At 35.3% G+C, this 15,561-nt stretch carries 14 protein-coding genes and 1 other annotated feature; of the genes, 12 read left to right on the forward strand and 2 right to left on the reverse strand.

The annotated features are described in order from the left end of the window. Positions 1 to 140 precede the first annotated feature (140 nt). Entirely contained in the window at positions 141 to 2,351 is a 2,211-nt protein-coding gene (locus CAR_RS05725) for a RelA/SpoT family protein (protein ID WP_013710773.1), read from the forward strand. Between the two features lie 210 nt (positions 2,352 to 2,561). Further along, positions 2,562 to 3,008: a D-aminoacyl-tRNA deacylase gene (gene dtd, locus CAR_RS05730; protein WP_041556301.1), complete on the forward strand. Its 447-nt coding sequence runs from the start codon at positions 2,562 to 2,564 to the stop codon at positions 3,006 to 3,008. 48 nt (positions 3,009 to 3,056) lie between these two features. Here the strand turns inward: dtd and CAR_RS05735 are convergent, their stop codons facing one another. Further along, positions 3,057 to 4,373 carry an N-acetylmuramoyl-L-alanine amidase gene (locus CAR_RS05735; protein ID WP_013710775.1) on the reverse strand — a complete coding sequence of 439 codons (1,317 nt, stop codon included), beginning with the start codon at positions 4,371 to 4,373 and terminating at the stop codon, positions 3,057 to 3,059. Positions 4,374 to 4,576: 203 nt separating this feature from the next. Then, positions 4,577 to 4,786, forward strand: a binding site (T-box leader). Positions 4,787 to 4,855: 69 nt separating this feature from the next. Between CAR_RS05735 and hisS the strand changes: the two genes are divergently transcribed. The 8 genes from hisS to truA all read left to right on the forward strand — a co-directional run bounded on the left by hisS (position 4,856) and on the right by truA (position 13,601). After that, positions 4,856 to 6,181 carry a histidine--tRNA ligase gene (gene hisS, locus CAR_RS05740; protein WP_013710776.1) on the forward strand — a complete coding sequence of 442 codons (1,326 nt, stop codon included), beginning with the start codon at positions 4,856 to 4,858 and terminating at the stop codon, positions 6,179 to 6,181. Between the two features lie 32 nt (positions 6,182 to 6,213). Beyond that, a complete protein-coding gene (aspS, locus tag CAR_RS05745) occupies positions 6,214 to 7,983 on the forward strand; it encodes an aspartate--tRNA ligase (protein ID WP_013710777.1) in 1,770 nt (589 codons plus the stop codon). Positions 7,984 to 8,149: 166 nt separating this feature from the next. Then, a complete protein-coding gene (sppA, locus tag CAR_RS05750; protein WP_013710778.1) occupies positions 8,150 to 9,187 on the forward strand; it encodes a signal peptide peptidase SppA in 1,038 nt (345 codons plus the stop codon). Position 9,188: 1 nt separating this feature from the next. Next, a complete protein-coding gene (locus CAR_RS05755; protein WP_013710779.1) occupies positions 9,189 to 9,986 on the forward strand; it encodes an RDD family protein in 798 nt (265 codons plus the stop codon). A gap of 88 nt (positions 9,987 to 10,074) precedes the next feature. Then, positions 10,075 to 10,977 carry a deoxyribonuclease IV gene (locus CAR_RS05760; RefSeq protein ID WP_041556303.1) on the forward strand — a complete coding sequence of 301 codons (903 nt, stop codon included), beginning with the start codon at positions 10,075 to 10,077 and terminating at the stop codon, positions 10,975 to 10,977. 242 nt (positions 10,978 to 11,219) lie between these two features. Then, positions 11,220 to 11,807 carry a LemA family protein gene (locus tag CAR_RS05765; protein WP_013710781.1) on the forward strand — a complete coding sequence of 196 codons (588 nt, stop codon included), beginning with the start codon at positions 11,220 to 11,222 and terminating at the stop codon, positions 11,805 to 11,807. Positions 11,808 to 11,839: 32 nt separating this feature from the next. Further along, on the forward strand, positions 11,840 to 12,670 hold the full coding sequence (locus CAR_RS13380; protein ID WP_013710782.1) for a TPM domain-containing protein: 831 nt from the start codon (positions 11,840 to 11,842) through the stop codon (positions 12,668 to 12,670). Positions 12,671 to 12,860: 190 nt separating this feature from the next. Continuing rightward, complete coding sequence (truA, locus tag CAR_RS05775; protein WP_013710783.1) at positions 12,861 to 13,601, forward strand: tRNA pseudouridine(38-40) synthase TruA; 741 nt, start codon at positions 12,861 to 12,863, stop codon at positions 13,599 to 13,601. Between the two features lie 189 nt (positions 13,602 to 13,790). Here truA and CAR_RS05780 read toward each other — a convergent pair whose 3' ends face one another. Then, positions 13,791 to 14,624 (reverse strand): pyruvate, water dikinase regulatory protein, encoded by an 834-nt coding sequence (locus CAR_RS05780; protein ID WP_013710784.1) that lies wholly within the window; start codon positions 14,622 to 14,624, stop codon positions 13,791 to 13,793. Positions 14,625 to 14,785: 161 nt separating this feature from the next. Between CAR_RS05780 and CAR_RS05785 the strand changes: the two genes are divergently transcribed. Beyond that, positions 14,786 to 15,208: a Fur family transcriptional regulator gene (locus CAR_RS05785; protein ID WP_274413432.1), complete on the forward strand. Its 423-nt coding sequence runs from the start codon at positions 14,786 to 14,788 to the stop codon at positions 15,206 to 15,208. 177 nt (positions 15,209 to 15,385) lie between these two features. Beyond that, complete coding sequence (gene rpsU, locus CAR_RS05790; protein ID WP_013710786.1) at positions 15,386 to 15,559, forward strand: 30S ribosomal protein S21; 174 nt, start codon at positions 15,386 to 15,388, stop codon at positions 15,557 to 15,559. Positions 15,560 to 15,561: the final 2 nt, after the last annotated feature.

Genomic DNA, 15,561 nt, shown 5'->3' on the forward strand with positions numbered 1-15,561 from the left:
ATTTTTTTGTTTATATTGAAATTAAGGACTAAAATGAGTATAATATAATGAGAATACAGGAATTAAAGCACTCATTTTGGAGTGCTTATTTTGTAATGAATTTTTAACAAGCTAGGGATAAATGAAAAGAAGGTGACAAGATGCCTAAAAATAAAGATTATACTGCACAAGAAGTAATTGCCTTAACTGTTACTTATATGAATAGCAGTCATGTGGCTTTTGTCAAAAAAGCATGCGATTTTGCTACGAATGCCCATAAAGATCAATTCAGGAAATCTGGAGAGCCTTATATTATTCATCCGATACAAGTAGCGGGCATTTTAGCTGAATTAAAAATGGACCCTGTAACAGTGGCAACGGGATTTCTTCATGATGTTGTAGAAGATACTGAATACACTTTTGAAGATATTTCCAGAGAGTTTTCACCTGAAGTAGCCATGCTCGTTGATGGCGTTACTAAATTAGGGAAAATTAAATATAAATCACACGAAGAACAACAAGCAGAAAATCACCGTAAAATGTTGCTGGCAATGGCAAAAGACCTAAGAGTTATCATGGTTAAGTTAGCTGACCGTTTGCACAATTTACGCACATTAAAATTCCATAGACCAGAAAAGCAAAGACGTATCGCAAATGAAACTCTTGAAGTCTATGCTCCACTAGCTCATCGATTAGGGATCAATTTAATTAAATGGGAATTAGAAGACACTTCTTTGCGTTACCTAAATCCTCAACAATATTACCGTATTGTTCATTTAATGAATTCTAAAAGAGAAGAACGAGAAAAATATATCACAGATTCTATTTCAAAAATTGAAGAATCTGTAGAGGAATTAAATATATCTGCAGATATTACAGGCAGACCAAAACACATCTATTCCATTTACCGCAAAATGCGCGATCAGAAGAAACAGTTTGATCAAATTTATGATCTATTAGCTATACGGGTTATTGTAGACTCTATTAAAGATTGTTATGCAGTGTTAGGTGCGATCCATACACGTTGGAAACCGATGCCTGGCAGATTTAAAGATTATATTGCCATGCCAAAATCGAATATGTATCAATCCATCCATACTACCGTTATAGGGGAATTTGGTAAACCTATAGAAGTTCAAATCCGCACAAAAGAAATGCATGCAGTTGCGGAATATGGAGTTGCGGCTCACTGGGCATATAAAGAAGGCATTACCAGAAAAGTTGAAGATGATTCAGATGGTAAAAAAATCTCTTGGTTTAGAGATATTATTGAATTACAAGATGAATCCAGTGATGCAAGTGACTTTATGGAAAGTGTCAAAGAAGATATTTTTAAAGACAAAGTTTACGTCTTTACACCAAAAGGCGATGTCAGTGAATTGCCTTCTGGTGCTGGTCCGTTAGATTTTGCATTTAATATTCATACTGAAATAGGAAATAAGACGACTGGTGCTAAAGTTAATGGAAAAATTGTTCCCTTAAATTACAAATTAAAAACGGGTGACATCATTGAAATATTAACTTCTCCAAATTCTTATGGACCAAGTCGTGATTGGATTAATTTAGTATCAACCAGTAAAGCCAAAAATAAAATAAAACGTTTCTTTAAACTACAAGATCGTGAAGTTAATGTCATAAAGGGTCGCGAATTGGTTGAAAAACAGTTAACTGAAATGCAATTTCCGCCGAAAAATTTCTTGACAAAAAATAATATCAAAATGCTTTTAGAAAGATTTAATTTTACTTCAGAAGACGATCTATACGCTGCTGTAGGATATGGTGAATTAACAGCTCTTGTAGTAGCCAATCGCTTAACGGAAAAAGAGCGCAGAGAGCGAGATCTTGAAAAGAAAATCCAAGATACTACGTCAATAGAATTGAAAACTAAAAAAGAGCCTGAAAAAATTAAAATAAAACATGAGGGCGGCATTGTCATTCAAGGAATAGACAATTTACTGATTCGGATTAGTCGTTGTTGCAATCCTGTTCCGGGTGATGAGATTGTTGGGTATATTACAAAAGGCCGCGGGGTTTCGATTCATCGGAAAACATGTCCAAATGTTTTAGCAGCAAAAGATGCTGAAAATCGATTGATTGATGTTGAGTGGGAAGATACGACATCTAAGAGTCAAGAATACAATGCGGAATTACAGATTATTGGTTATAATCGTTCCGGTTTGTTGAATGAAGTATTGCAAGTTGTAAACAGTATGACCAAAAATTTAAACAATGTGAATGGAAAAGTAGACAATAACAAAATGGCTACTATTACATTAACAGTGGGTATTCAAAATATTCAACAATTAGATAAAATTGTTGAAAAAATAAAATCAATTCCTGATGTATACAATGTGAAAAGAATGTCTTCTTAATAGTAAAATAAAAAAGCGGAAATTGCCTATCGTATAGGCAATTTCCGCTTTTTTTATGGGGTTGTTTGACAACTGATGATGATGCTCCAAAGGATATTTCTTTTAGAATAGAAGTAATCTTATCTTTCAAATTAGTACCAGGTCCGATACAATTGTTAAACAAGAAGATAGCCAAGTAAAATTCTTAGAAAGTAAAAAGGTGGTTATAAGATGAGAGTTGTCATACAAAGAACAAAGCACGCAAGCGTCAGTATTGAAGAATCGGTTGTGGGAGAGATTACTCACGGATTCGTTCTATTGGTTGGAATAGAAGAAGAGGATCAACAAGATGATATTGAATACCTTGTACGTAAAATCAGTAAAATGCGTATCTTTGAAGATACACAAGGAAAAATGAATTTAAGTATAGAGGATGTTGGTGGAGAAATTCTTTCCATTTCTCAATTTACACTACATGCTGACACTAAAAAAGGGAATCGCCCAAGTTTTATTAAAGCAGCAAAACCAGACACGGCTATTCCAATTTATGATGCGTTTAATGCTCAGTTAAGAGCGACCGGTCTAACGGTTCAAACAGGAACCTTTGGCGCAGACATGCAAGTTTCACTTGTAAATGATGGTCCGGTAACCATTATCATAGATAGTAAACAACGTTAAAAAAACTGACCATACAAGGAGATTTCCTTGTATAGTCAGTTTTTTAATTTACGGAATAAAGTATTGATTCAATGATTGATAAAGAATTTCTGCAATAGAAGATTGATAGGATACGGAATTGACCGTATCTTGATCTACATCATTATTTAGATATCCCAATTCAAGCAGGATAGCAGGCTGAGTATTTTCTCTAGTGACGTAGAAATCCCCGAATCGTACACCGTTATTTGGCAATAAGCCATTTTGTTTCAAATTAGCATTTACGATCTCAGCTAATGGCATGTCTTTGTCATGGTAATAGTACGTTGTAGTACCACTGATTTCATTAGCTATTTCAGTTGAATCATAATGTAAACTAATGAATGCATCTGCATTTGATTGATTACTGATGACCGCTCGCTCATCTAAACTGACAAATTCATCATCTGAACGCGTCAAGATAACATTTGCTCCAGCATCACGCAATCGGTTAGCCACGAGTTTAGCTGTATCTAACGTAACATCTTTTTCATAAAATGAATGTGCTAAGGCACCAGGATCATCTCCACCATGTCCGGCATCAATTACGATTGTTGCTTCAGCTAAAGAAGTGATATTGGCAGGTGGTGCAGGTGTTTTGTTGGCTGATAAGTCTACCACCCAGTTTGCTACATAACCTGTTTCGCCACTTGCTAACTCTATTTGATACCAATCGCCTTCAGCAGAGAGATAGGTGAAACTTTCTCCTTTTTCAGCAGTTGCTACAACACTACTTTCAACAGAAGGACTGGTACGGATATTCGTGCTACCGCTACGAGTTGTAACGGTTTGTATAGGCGCTGAATTTTCTTCAGCTACTGCAACTGTGGTTGTTTCAGTAGCTGATTCAGTAATTTCAATTAACTCTGAACTGATCCAAGCAACTTGTCCATAGTATTGAATTTGTGTCCAGCCTTCTTGTTGGAACAACACGGTTAGCTCTGTTCCATTGACTACTTTTCCAAGAATAGTAGAGTCCGCATTGCTTTCACTACGTATATTTACTTCTTCTCCAGTAACCACACCAATTTTATTGGTTGCAGCACTCACTTCGGTATTTTCAATAAGCCAGCTGGCGATCCAACCGATCTGATCATTGCTTAAACGCACTTTATACCATTCATTTTCCTCGGTTAACATGGTTACTTTTTCTCCACCAGTAACCTGTGTCATAATGTCGTAAGATAGTCCTGGCCCCGTTCGGACATTGACAACACTTGCATCCACTTTGATGGTTCCTTGATTAGCCAGAACGACAGTGGCAAAAGTAGTTAAGCCGATAAACAATGCAATGATGAACAATGTAACAATCTTTTTTTTCTTTTTTAATGTTAATTTATTTTCCACTGATAGTTTCACTACTTTCTTAATGGCGGTAACGCAACCAACTATAGATTATATGTACTTTTCAATTATAGCAATGATGCGCTTTAATATGCAATTAAATCCTAATATTCTTTCGTTTTTTTTACAAATGAATAGAACAAGACCTTTTTGCTTTCTAGTCTTGACATTGTTTATCCTTTCTTGTAATCTTACATTATTGTATATAACACCCAATGAGAGAAAAAGTAAGTAGTTCTGACGTGTGAATAGAGAGAATTTCCTTGGCTGAAAGAAATTCCCGTAGAGTTAACTGAAAGACATTCTTGAGGGTTAGCAGTGAAAAGCTGTTACGTTACGAGCGTTAATCGTTGAGGAAAGCTTAGGCTTTCAAACAAAGGTGGTACCACGATAATAACTAATCATTCGTCCTTATTCTATTTAGAATAAGGGCGTTTTTTTTGTATTTTTTTAGAATAATTGTAAAAAATAAGGAGTGTTAATTAATGGCTATTCAAAAACCTAAAGGGACAGCAGATTTATTACCCGAAGATTCAAGAAAATGGCAATACGTTGAAGAAATTTTAAATATGGTATTGGCTGATTATCAATTTGGAGAAATAAGAACACCTATTTTTGAGAGCTATGATTTATTTTCTCGCGGTGTAGGAGAAACAAGCGATATCGTTTCAAAAGAAATGTATGATTTCTTTGATAAAGGCGAACGTCATATGTCGCTTCGTCCAGAAGGAACAGCTCCAGTTGTTCGTGCATTTGTTGAAAATAAATTATTCGGACCTGAACACAATAAACCATACAAAGTTTATTATAAAGGTCCAATGTTCCGCTATGAACGTCCTCAAGGCGGCAGAATGAGACAATTTCACCAATTAGGTGTTGAAGTTTTTGGCAGTACGAACCCGGCAACAGATGTAGAATCAATGGCTCTTGCTATGGCTTTGTTTGAAGAACTTGGGCTAGAAAAATTGACTTTAGTGATCAATTCACTAGGGGATTCTGAAAGTCGTGTAGCTTATAGAGAAGCTTTAATTGCTTATTTAAAACCTCATTTCGAAGAGTTAAGTGCCGATTCGCAAACACGTTTGCACAAAAATCCATTACGTGTATTAGACAGTAAAGATAAAAAAGATAAAGAAATCGTTAAAAATGCTCCATCTATTCTAGATTATTTAAGTGAAGATTCAGCAAAACACTTTGAAACCGTTAAAGAAATGTTAACAGCTTTAGACATTCCTTTTGTGATCGACAGCAACATGGTTAGAGGATTAGACTACTATACGCACACGATTTTTGAAGTAATGAGCGATGCTCCAGGATTTGGTGCAATCACAACAATTTGTGCCGGTGGCCGTTATGACGGATTAGTAGAAGAAGTCGGTGGTCCTGCTACTCCTGGTTTTGGTTTCGCATTAGGCTTAGAACGTTTAATGATGACATTAGAAGCAGAAGAAATTGACATACCGGATACCCATGAAGTAGATGTCTATGTAATTGGTTTAGGAGAAGCAACAAACCTTGAGTCACTTAAGATTGTTCAAGCTGCTCGAGGAGCTGGGTTGTCTGCTGAACGGGATTACATGAATCGTAAAATAAAAGGCCAGTTTAAAACAGCTTCAAAACTAAATGCCAAAGTGGTAATTACTTTAGGCGATGCAGAATTAGAACAAAAAGAAGTGAATTTTAAAGTCATGAAGACTGGAAATGAATCAAAAGTTCCATTAACAGAGGTCTACAAAGATTTTGAAAAACTATTCAATTTAAAAGTAGCAGATATGACAGCTTTCAATGACTTTTTCAATAAAGAAGATTAATTAGGAACAACTAGTGATAGGAGCTGGAGCAAATGGGAAAAAGAACAGAATATTGCGGGAAAGTCTCTCGTGATTTATTAGGACAAGAAATAATCTTAAAAGGATGGGTACAAAAAAGAAGAGATTTAGGAGATTTGATTTTTATTGATTTACGCGACCGCGAAGGAATCGTTCAAATCGTTTTTAACCCAACTTTTTCAAAAGAAGCATTAGCTATCGCTGAAGACGTACGTAGTGAATATGTCCTTGAAGTTAAAGGGAAAGTTGTTGAAAGAAAAGAAGCTGTTGTAAATAAGAATATCTCAACAGGAGAATTAGAAGTCGAAGTATACGATGTCAAGGTTCTTAACGCTTCAAAAACAACACCGTTTTATATTGAAGATGGTGTAGCCGTATCCGATGATAAAAGAATGCAATACCGTTACCTTGATCTAAGACGTCCAGAGATGACTCAGAATATGATTTTGCGTCACCAAATGACAAAATCAATTCGTCACTATTTAGATGACCGCAACTTTATTGATACTGAAACACCGTATTTAACAAAATCAACTCCAGAAGGTGCGCGAGACTACTTGGTACCGTCACGAGTTCATCCAGGTCATTTTTATGCATTGCCTCAATCGCCACAATTATTCAAACAACTATTAATGGGTGCTGGATTTGATCGCTATTATCAAATTGTGCGTTGTTTTAGAGATGAAGATTTACGTGGAGACCGTCAACCGGAGTTTACTCAAGTCGATATTGAAACCAGCTTTTTGGAGCCTGAAGAAATCCAATCATTTACTGAAGAATTATTAGCTAAAGTACTAAAAGATACAAAAGACGTTGAATTGACGTTACCATTCCCACGTATGGGATATGACGAAGCAATTAGTCGTTACGGTAGTGATAAACCAGATGTTCGTTTTGGATTAGAATTAGTAGACGTTAGTGATTTAGTGAAAGATTCTAGTTTCAAAGTCTTTAGTGGAGCAATTGAAAATGGTGGAGCTGTTAAAGCCATCAACGCTAAAGGAGCTGCCAGCAACTACTCTCGAAAAGATATTGATGCTCTAGGCGAATTCGTTTCTGTCTATGGAGCTAAAGGTTTAGCATGGTTGAAAGTTGAAGATGATGGCTTAAAAGGACCAATCGCTAAATTCTTTAAAGAAGATGCAGAAGCATTGATTGAAAAAATGGAAGCTGAAACAGGTGACTTGTTGTTGTTTGTGGCTGATAAAAAATCTGTTGTCCATGATTCATTAGGCGCACTGCGTTCGAAATTAGGGAAAGAATTAGAATTAATCGATGAATCCGTTTATGCGTTTATGTGGATCGTTGACTGGCCATTACTGGAGTATGATGAAGAAGCAGGACGCTACTCAGCTGCTCATCACCCGTTCACAATGCCAAAAGAATCTGATATTGATTTACTTGAAACGGATCCTGGAAAAGTCTATGCTCAAGCATATGATATTGTATTAAATGGCTACGAATTGGGCGGAGGTTCAATTAGAATTCATACTCGTGACTTACAAGAAAAAATGTTTACAGCTTTAGGATTTTCAAAAGAAGAAGCAGAAGAACAATTTGGGTTCTTGTTAGAAGCACTTGACTATGGTTTCCCTCCACATGGTGGAATTGCCTTAGGACTTGACCGATTTGCAATGCTATTGGCAGGTAAAGAAAATATTCGTGAAGTGATTGCTTTCCCTAAAAATGGAAAAGCGACAGATCCATTAACTTCAGCACCTAGTTTGGTTAGTGAAGCACAATTAGATGAATTATCAATTCATACAACAAAAATTGAAGATTAAACTGTAAAAATTTCTTTGACAGAAAAAAACGTGAGCAAATGATTGTTGCTCACGTTTTTTTGTTTCATTAGAAAAAATTATGTCGAAACGAATTAAGATTTAGCTTGTTATTCATAGTCAATTTTGTCAAAATAGACTATGGAAACAAAATTTGGGAGGTTTATAGATGAATGCAAAAAGATGGAGTGCAATTGGTGTTGCACTAGGTATTTTTATTTTTTCACTATTTTTTAGTAATTATTTTTCTTATATTGTTGAAGAACAAGAAGCAACTGAATCGTTAAGCGATAACTTATTAGGTTTTTTGGGTACAACTGTATTGGAAGAAAGTTTATTAGAAGCTGGAGACACTTCTAAACGGATCGTATTATTGTCTGTAGATGGAACAATTTTAGATGGTCAGACATCTGGCTTCACTGGAGATTCAGTATACGATCATGACTTATTTTTACAACAGTTGGAACAAGTATTAGTAGATGATACGATTAAAGCAATTGTTTTATCCGTCAATACTCCAGGCGGTGGTACATATGAAAGTGCTCAAATAAAAGACAAATTAGTTGAAATTCAAGAAACAACTGAAAAACCTATTTATGTTTCAATGGGAAGCATGGCTGCTAGTGGTGGGTACTATATTTCAGCTTCAGCAGAAAAAATATTTGCTTCTGAAGAAACTCTGACAGGATCGATTGGTGTGATTATGTCTGGAACGAATTTTAGCGAGTTGTTTGAAAAAATCGGAGTCGATGACACTACCATTAAAAGTGGTGAGTTTAAAGATATTGGATCTTCAACTCGAACAATGACTGAAGAAGACGCAGAAATTTTACAAACAATGGTAAATACATCGTATGATCGCTTTGTAGATGTTATTGTTGAAGGACGTGGAATGGATGAAGCAGTCGTTAGGACAATAGCTGATGGCCGTATTTACGATGGAGCACAAGCTGTTTCAAATGGTTTAGTCGATGAAATCGGTTATCAAGAAGATGCACTTGAAGCGATTAAAAAAGATTACGATTTAGAAGATGCAGAAATATTTACTTATCAAGGTCCTGCAATGTCATTTTCTTCGTTATTTAGTTCTAAAGTAAGTAGTCTATTTCAATCAGGTGAGTCAATGAACTCAGATATTGATAAATTGATGACGGCAATTGGAACACCAGATTCTCCTAAGATGATGTATTATTATGGAGGTGAATAGAATGAGTACAACTTCCAATAATAATGAGCAGGAGCACTTGAAAGAGGCGACCCAAGCAAAAAAAGGCGATACAAAAGAACTAGATTTGAGTGAGTTGAAAAAAGCATTAGCTATTGAAGAAGCAGAACTTGAACAAGCCAAACGGTTAAACCGTTTGGAACAACAAAAAGAACAAATGAAAGCAACGATTATTGAGGAAGATTCTGCTGTTAAGCCAGCTTCACAAGAATCTCAAGTTAAATCAACAGAAAAAATGAATCCGCAAGATCTTAGAGATGCTAGACGAAAGTACTGGCAAGAAAAACAAAAACAAGAAGAACGCAAACGCAAACCTTATCACAGTTACCCTACCTTTTTTTATACGGGATTTTGGTTTAGACTTTTTGCTTTTTTAATTGATTTACTCGTAATCTCAAGTATCAATCGATTAATTGTTCAACCGCTGTTCTTATTATTAAGGTATCCATTAAATGATGATGCATTTTCAGCATTCTCATTAAGTAAGTTGGCTATATACTTACTTTATTTTGTACTGGTAACAAAATTAACGAATGGCCAAACAATTGGGAAAATCATTTTTGGTATTCGAGTAGTCAGCTTTAAAGAAGAAAAGCTAAGTTGGGCAACGGTAATTATCCGTGAATGCTTTAGTCGCTATATTTTAAAAGTATTCCCATTTATTTATCTAATGGTGTTGTTCACACAAGAAAAACAACATCTAGGTGATTTTTTCAGTGATACATCTGTGGTCTCTGAGAATTTAATTCGGGCAAACCAGTTGTCATTTGAAAAGCAATAAATGGAAGAACAAGTTCAATCTTGGTTGTTCTTTTGAAACAACTAGCTTAGAATAAAAGAAAATGCATTTAATGTTAGGAGAAAAAAAGATGGTTCTATTAGGTTCACATGTTTCAATGAGTGGAAAAAAAATGTTGTTAGGTTCAGCTGAAGAAGCGAGCAGTTACAACGCTACAACGTTCATGATTTATACTGGAGCTCCACAAAACACTCGACGCAAAGCAATTGAAGATATGAATATTCCGCTGGGTACTTCCTTTATGCAAGAAAATAATTTGTCTAACATGGTTGTTCATGCTCCATATATCATTAATCTAGGCAATACTATCAAACCTGAAAATTTCACATTTGCGATTGAGTTTTTAAGAGCAGAAATTTTAAGAGCTGAAGCATTAGGAGCTAGACAAATTACTATGCATCCAGGCGCACATGTAGGTGCTGGATCAGAGGCAGGTATTGCTCAAATTATTAAAGGATTAAATGAAGTTTTGCATAAAGATCAATTAGCACAGATTGCTTTAGAAACAATGGCTGGAAAAGGAACTGAAGTAGGACGTAATTTTGAAGAAATCGCTAAAATTATTGAGGGCGTAACTTTAAATGACAAACTTTCTGTAACAATGGATACTTGCCATATAAATGATGCTGGATATAACGTGAGAGAAGATTTTGATGGTGTTTTAAATGAGTTTGATAAAATTGTAGGATTGGAACGTCTTAAAGTGGTTCATGTGAATGATTCAAAAAATCCACAAGGCAGTCATAAAGACCGTCATGCAAATATTGGTTTTGGAACGATTGGGTTTGATGCTTTAAATAAAGTTGTCCACCATCCTCAATTAACTAATGTACCTAAAATATTGGAAACACCCTATGTAGGAGAAGATAAGAAAGATAAAAAAGCACCTTATGGCTATGAAATCAAGATGCTAAAAGAGCAAGCATTTAATCCGAACTTATTAGAGGACATTTTAAATCAAGTAGGTTATTAATCACTCAAGGATTAACCCTAAGAGAAAAAGAAAGCAACCTTTCTTTTTCTCTTTTCTTAGCTCGATTATTTCCTAAATAAAAAGTTTTATGACATACTTAATAGGTAAATAAAACTTTACAGAAAAATAAAGTATCCCTTTAAGAATAAGTATAGTGCTTTCATCCTTAAGGCGGATGCATCAATCGTAAATATACAGTATAATTAAAGCAGTAGAATATTATAAGAAAGAAGGATGACAAAATGAAAAATATGAAAAGCGGCACAAAAATAATTATAGGAATTATCGTAGCTGTAGTGATTATCGCCATTCCACTAATTAGTTCATACAATGGATTAATCAAAGAAGAAAGTAACGTGGATCTTGCTTGGTCACAAGTTGAATCACAGTTGCAACGTAGAAATGACTTGATTCCTAACTTGGTTAATTCCGTTCAAGGCGCGATGGATCAAGAAGAAGAAGTATTTACAGCAATTGCAGATGCACGTGCTTCACTAAGTGGAGCGGGTTCAATGGAAGAAGAAGTAGAAGCAAACAACGAAATGAATTCAGCTTTATCACGATTATTAGTAGTGGTTGAAAGTTATCCAGAGCTTAAATCTAATGAAAATGTAACAGCTTTAATGGATGAATTAGCAGGTACAGAAAATCGAATTGCTGTTGAAAGACAACGTTACAATGAAACAGTACAAGGATACAACAATCGTGTGAAACGTTTCCCAGGTTCAATTATTGCAAGTATGACTGGATTTTCAGAAAAACCTTATTTTGAAGCAGTTGAAGGTGCTGAAATAGCTCCTGAAGTGAATTTTGGTAATGATGAGGAATAACTGTAAAGTCTTATGTGTAAGGAGGAAATTTAGTGAGAAAAGTTGACCGTTTTTCAATTTTGAGTTTTTTCTCGATTTCTTTCGGATTGTTGCTTATGCTGCTGTTTCCTTTAACTGCTGAGGCGGCTGTTGATTATCCTGAACCTTCTAATGAATTTTATGTTTACGATGAAGCGAATTTGCTTTCTGATGAAACAGAAAAATTTATTATAGATGTCAACAAGCATTATGAAGATACCCAAGAGAAACCGCAAATAGTTGTAGCTACTGTAAAAAGTTTGCAAGGTGTGACGATTGAAGAGTACACGGTAGAACTGTTTGAAAAGTGGGGTATTGGTAATACTGAGTTAGATAATGGAGTTTTGATTTTGTTATCTGCTGAGGAACGTGAAATTCGTTTTGAAATTGGTTATGGGTTAGAAGGTGCTCTGACAGATAGTGGAACTGGAGCGATCTTAGATCGAAATATTGAAGATTTATCCAATGATGATTACAATGCAGCATTGAAAAACATTTTTACTGAAACTGCGATAAAAGTTAATGAAGAATATCAGTTTGATAACGATACTATTTTTTCTGGCTACGACGTCAATGCCGAAGATTATGAAGACGACTCAGGAGACTTTCCAGCTATTCTTATAGTGGTGCTTATCTTCTTTGTTATCAGCAGTTTCTTTGGAGGCGGCGGGTCAGGCGGTGGAAGAGGAAGAGGAAGCAGTTTGTGGCCGTTCTTACTTGGAATGTCCGGCGGAAGTCGATACCGTGGAGGCGGTGGCGGTTTTGGCGGCGGAGGTTTCGGTGGTGGTGGCGGCTTTGGAGGCGGCGGATCATCCGGTGGTGGAGGATCAAGCCGAGGTTTCTAAAGTCTAGCTAAATCCTTTGAACTAAATCAGTAGAAAAAAAATAAATGCCCCTGTCGTATAAAGGGGCATAAATAAACGAGTAATTTAGTAACAAATACTGTTAATGTCTAATCTAATAAACAATTATAGGTCTAATAGAGAAGTATACGACATGGAAATAGGGCAGAATTAGATGATTAAGAGGGATATAATGAGAAATATTAAAATGACGATTGAGTATGATGGCGGTAGATATTTAGGCTGGCAAAGGCTCAGTGATTCAGACAAAACCATTCAAGGAAAAATAGAAAATATCTTGACCGCAATGACAGGAACAAAAACTGAAATAATCGGATCAGGACGTACGGATGCCGGAGCTCATGCTAAGGGACAGGTAGCCAATTTCAAAACAACATCTACCATGGAATTTCCAGCGATGTTGGATCATCTAAACCGTTATCTCCCACGCGATATTGTCGTGAAGAAACTTGAGGAAGTACCAGAAAGATTTCATGCTAGGTATAATGCCAGTGGAAAAAAATACAGCTACTATGTCTGGAATAATAGTATTCCTTCTGTATTTGACCGTAATTTCAGCTATGATTTTCCTGGAGAACTTGATATTGACAAAATGAATGAGGCTTGCAATAAGCTTGTTGGAACCCATGACTTCATAGGTTTCTCTTCACTCAAAAAATCTAAAAAATCGACTGTTAGAACGATCGATGAAATCAAGATCCATAAAGAAGGCGATTTGCTTCACTTTACGTTTAAAGGAGAGGGTTTCCTATATAAAATGATTCGAATCATTATGGGAACACTCTTGGAAATTGGGTCAGGTATGGCAGATCCATCATCTATAGATGCTATCTTTAAGAGTGGGATCAGAAGTGATGCTGGGATGACAGTTCCTTCTCAAGGATTGTTCCTAGATGAAGTTTATTATGACTAATTAGACGATTTAGCGAGTTACCATTACTATCTTTAGCTAAAATTTATCTAGATAGTGGACTGGTCTTTCAGAATGAAAAAAATAAACCTAAAGAATAAAGCTTTTTAAGCTATAATTCCTTAGGCTTATTTTTTTTAAGGTTATGAATAGAAATATTGTATGATCTATTCAGTTAGGAAGAGGCTATAATTAGTTCTGTTCGTATTTTTTATGTTCGATTTGCAAAGTATTGATAATAATTGCAGCTGTCTCTTCAATTGATTTTTTTGAAACATTAATCACTAAACATCCTAACTTATCATACAAATCTTTTGCGAAAACAAGTTCTCGATCAATTCGGTCTAATTTAGAATATTCCGTATCTGGATTCATTCCATAAGTAATCATTCTTTCACGACGAATAGAGTTCAGCGCTTCACGGTCACTGGTTAAACCAACTATTTTTTTCGGATCTACTTCCCATATTTGTTCAGGTATGTGAGCTTCAGGAATAAGAGGCAAGTTAGCAACCTTATAATTCTGATTAGCTAAAAACATACTTAAAGGTGTTTTTGACGTTCTAGAAATTCCTAGCAAAACGATGTCAGCTTCTAAAAAGCCTTTCGGATCACGACCATCATCAAATTTAACAGCAAATTCAATTGCCTTAATTCGATTAAAATAGGTCTCATCTAGAAGATGCAAAGCTCCTGGTTTTTGAATAGGAGTCATTTCAGAACGTTTTTCAAGTTCACTTATGATTGGAGATAGCGGATCAAAACAAACCAACTCATGTGATTCACAAAATGTTTTAGCTGTTTCATTTAAATTTTCATCTACCAATGTATGAAGGACAATCGCATTATCGGCTTCTGCTTTTTCTAAGATAGATAAAAGGGTGTCTGATCCGCGAATGAAAGGATAGGCTGAAACTTTAATATCTGCATCAGGAAACTGAGTCATAGCAGCTTGTCCAAGTTGACTAGCTGTTCCGCCTACTGAATCGGAGATGATATAAAAATTAATAGTTGATTTTGAAGACATGTTTTTCCTCCTTTTTGTATCTGCTTACTTTATTAATAGTATACAGGAATCATTAACTAAACAAAAATAAATCACTAAAAAAATGTAAAATCAAGAACTTGATTAAGCTGTAGTAAATGCGTTATACTATGTGATGGTAATTGGATCATGTAAAGGAGGCGATCACTTATATGACAGCAGTTGAACAAGCAATTGAAACGTTGAAAGAACACGGATATAAATACACAGATAAACGTGAGAACATGTTATCCGTATTTGCAGCTGAAAATCGATATCTAACCGCAAAAGAAGTGCAACTTGGTTTGAAAGAAAGATACCCTTCTATTAGTTACGATACGATTTATCGAAATATTTATACCTTTGTAGAATTAGAGGTACTTGAAGAAACTGAATTAAATGGAGAAAAAATGTTCCGTTTTGGGTGTAAACACACCGGACACCACCATCATTTTATTTGTACAAATTGCGGAAAAACAAAACAAATCGAAATGTGCCCAATGAATTTCTTTGAAACTCAACTAAATGGGTGCCAGATTGAATCCCATCGATTTGAAATTTTTGGGAAATGTGAAAATTGTTCTTAATAAATGGTCTAAAAAGCAAAAAACTGCTTATTTTTTATTAAAATATGGAAATGTTGTATTGACGTAAAAAAATACATTCGATATAATAAGGAAGGACAGTGTTTAAGAATATAGTAATTTTATTAATGTGTTCTTAAACAACAGTTACTTTTTCAAGCACGGAGGGAGGGAATCTATATGTCAAAAACAGTTCTTAAGAAAAATGAATCTCTTGATGATGCTCTTCGTCGCTTTAAACGTTCCGTTTCAAAAACAGGTACTTTACAAGAAGCTCGTAAACGCGAATTCTATGAAAAACCAAGTGTGAAACGTAAGAAAAAATCTGAAGCTGCTAGAAAACGTAAATTCTAGTA

It is taken from the genome of Carnobacterium sp. 17-4 (assembly GCF_000195575.1).
In the GTDB taxonomy this organism is placed as follows: Bacteria; Bacillota; Bacilli; order Lactobacillales; family Carnobacteriaceae; genus Carnobacterium_B.

What these genes read in the sequence shown, in the direction of transcription:
- aspS (WP_013710777.1), top strand. Translation starts at nt 6,214, where the DNA reads ATGGGAAAAAGAACAGAATATTGCGGGAAAGTCTCTCGTGATTTATTA.
- sppA (WP_013710778.1), top strand. Translation starts at nt 8,150, where the DNA reads ATGAATGCAAAAAGATGGAGTGCAATTGGTGTTGCACTAGGTATTTTT.
- truA (WP_013710783.1), top strand. Translation starts at nt 12,861, where the DNA reads ATGAGAAATATTAAAATGACGATTGAGTATGATGGCGGTAGATATTTA.
- hisS (WP_013710776.1), top strand. Translation starts at nt 4,856, where the DNA reads ATGGCTATTCAAAAACCTAAAGGGACAGCAGATTTATTACCCGAAGAT.
- CAR_RS05765 (WP_013710781.1), top strand. Translation starts at nt 11,220, where the DNA reads ATGAAAAATATGAAAAGCGGCACAAAAATAATTATAGGAATTATCGTA.
- dtd (WP_041556301.1), top strand. Translation starts at nt 2,562, where the DNA reads ATGAGAGTTGTCATACAAAGAACAAAGCACGCAAGCGTCAGTATTGAA.
- CAR_RS05755 (WP_013710779.1), top strand. Translation starts at nt 9,189, where the DNA reads ATGAGTACAACTTCCAATAATAATGAGCAGGAGCACTTGAAAGAGGCG.
- CAR_RS05725 (WP_013710773.1), top strand. Translation starts at nt 141, where the DNA reads ATGCCTAAAAATAAAGATTATACTGCACAAGAAGTAATTGCCTTAACT.
- CAR_RS05760 (WP_041556303.1), top strand. Translation starts at nt 10,075, where the DNA reads ATGGTTCTATTAGGTTCACATGTTTCAATGAGTGGAAAAAAAATGTTG.
- rpsU (WP_013710786.1), top strand. Translation starts at nt 15,386, where the DNA reads ATGTCAAAAACAGTTCTTAAGAAAAATGAATCTCTTGATGATGCTCTT.
- CAR_RS05780 (WP_013710784.1), bottom strand. Translation starts at nt 14,624, where the DNA reads ATGTCTTCAAAATCAACTATTAATTTTTATATCATCTCCGATTCAGTA.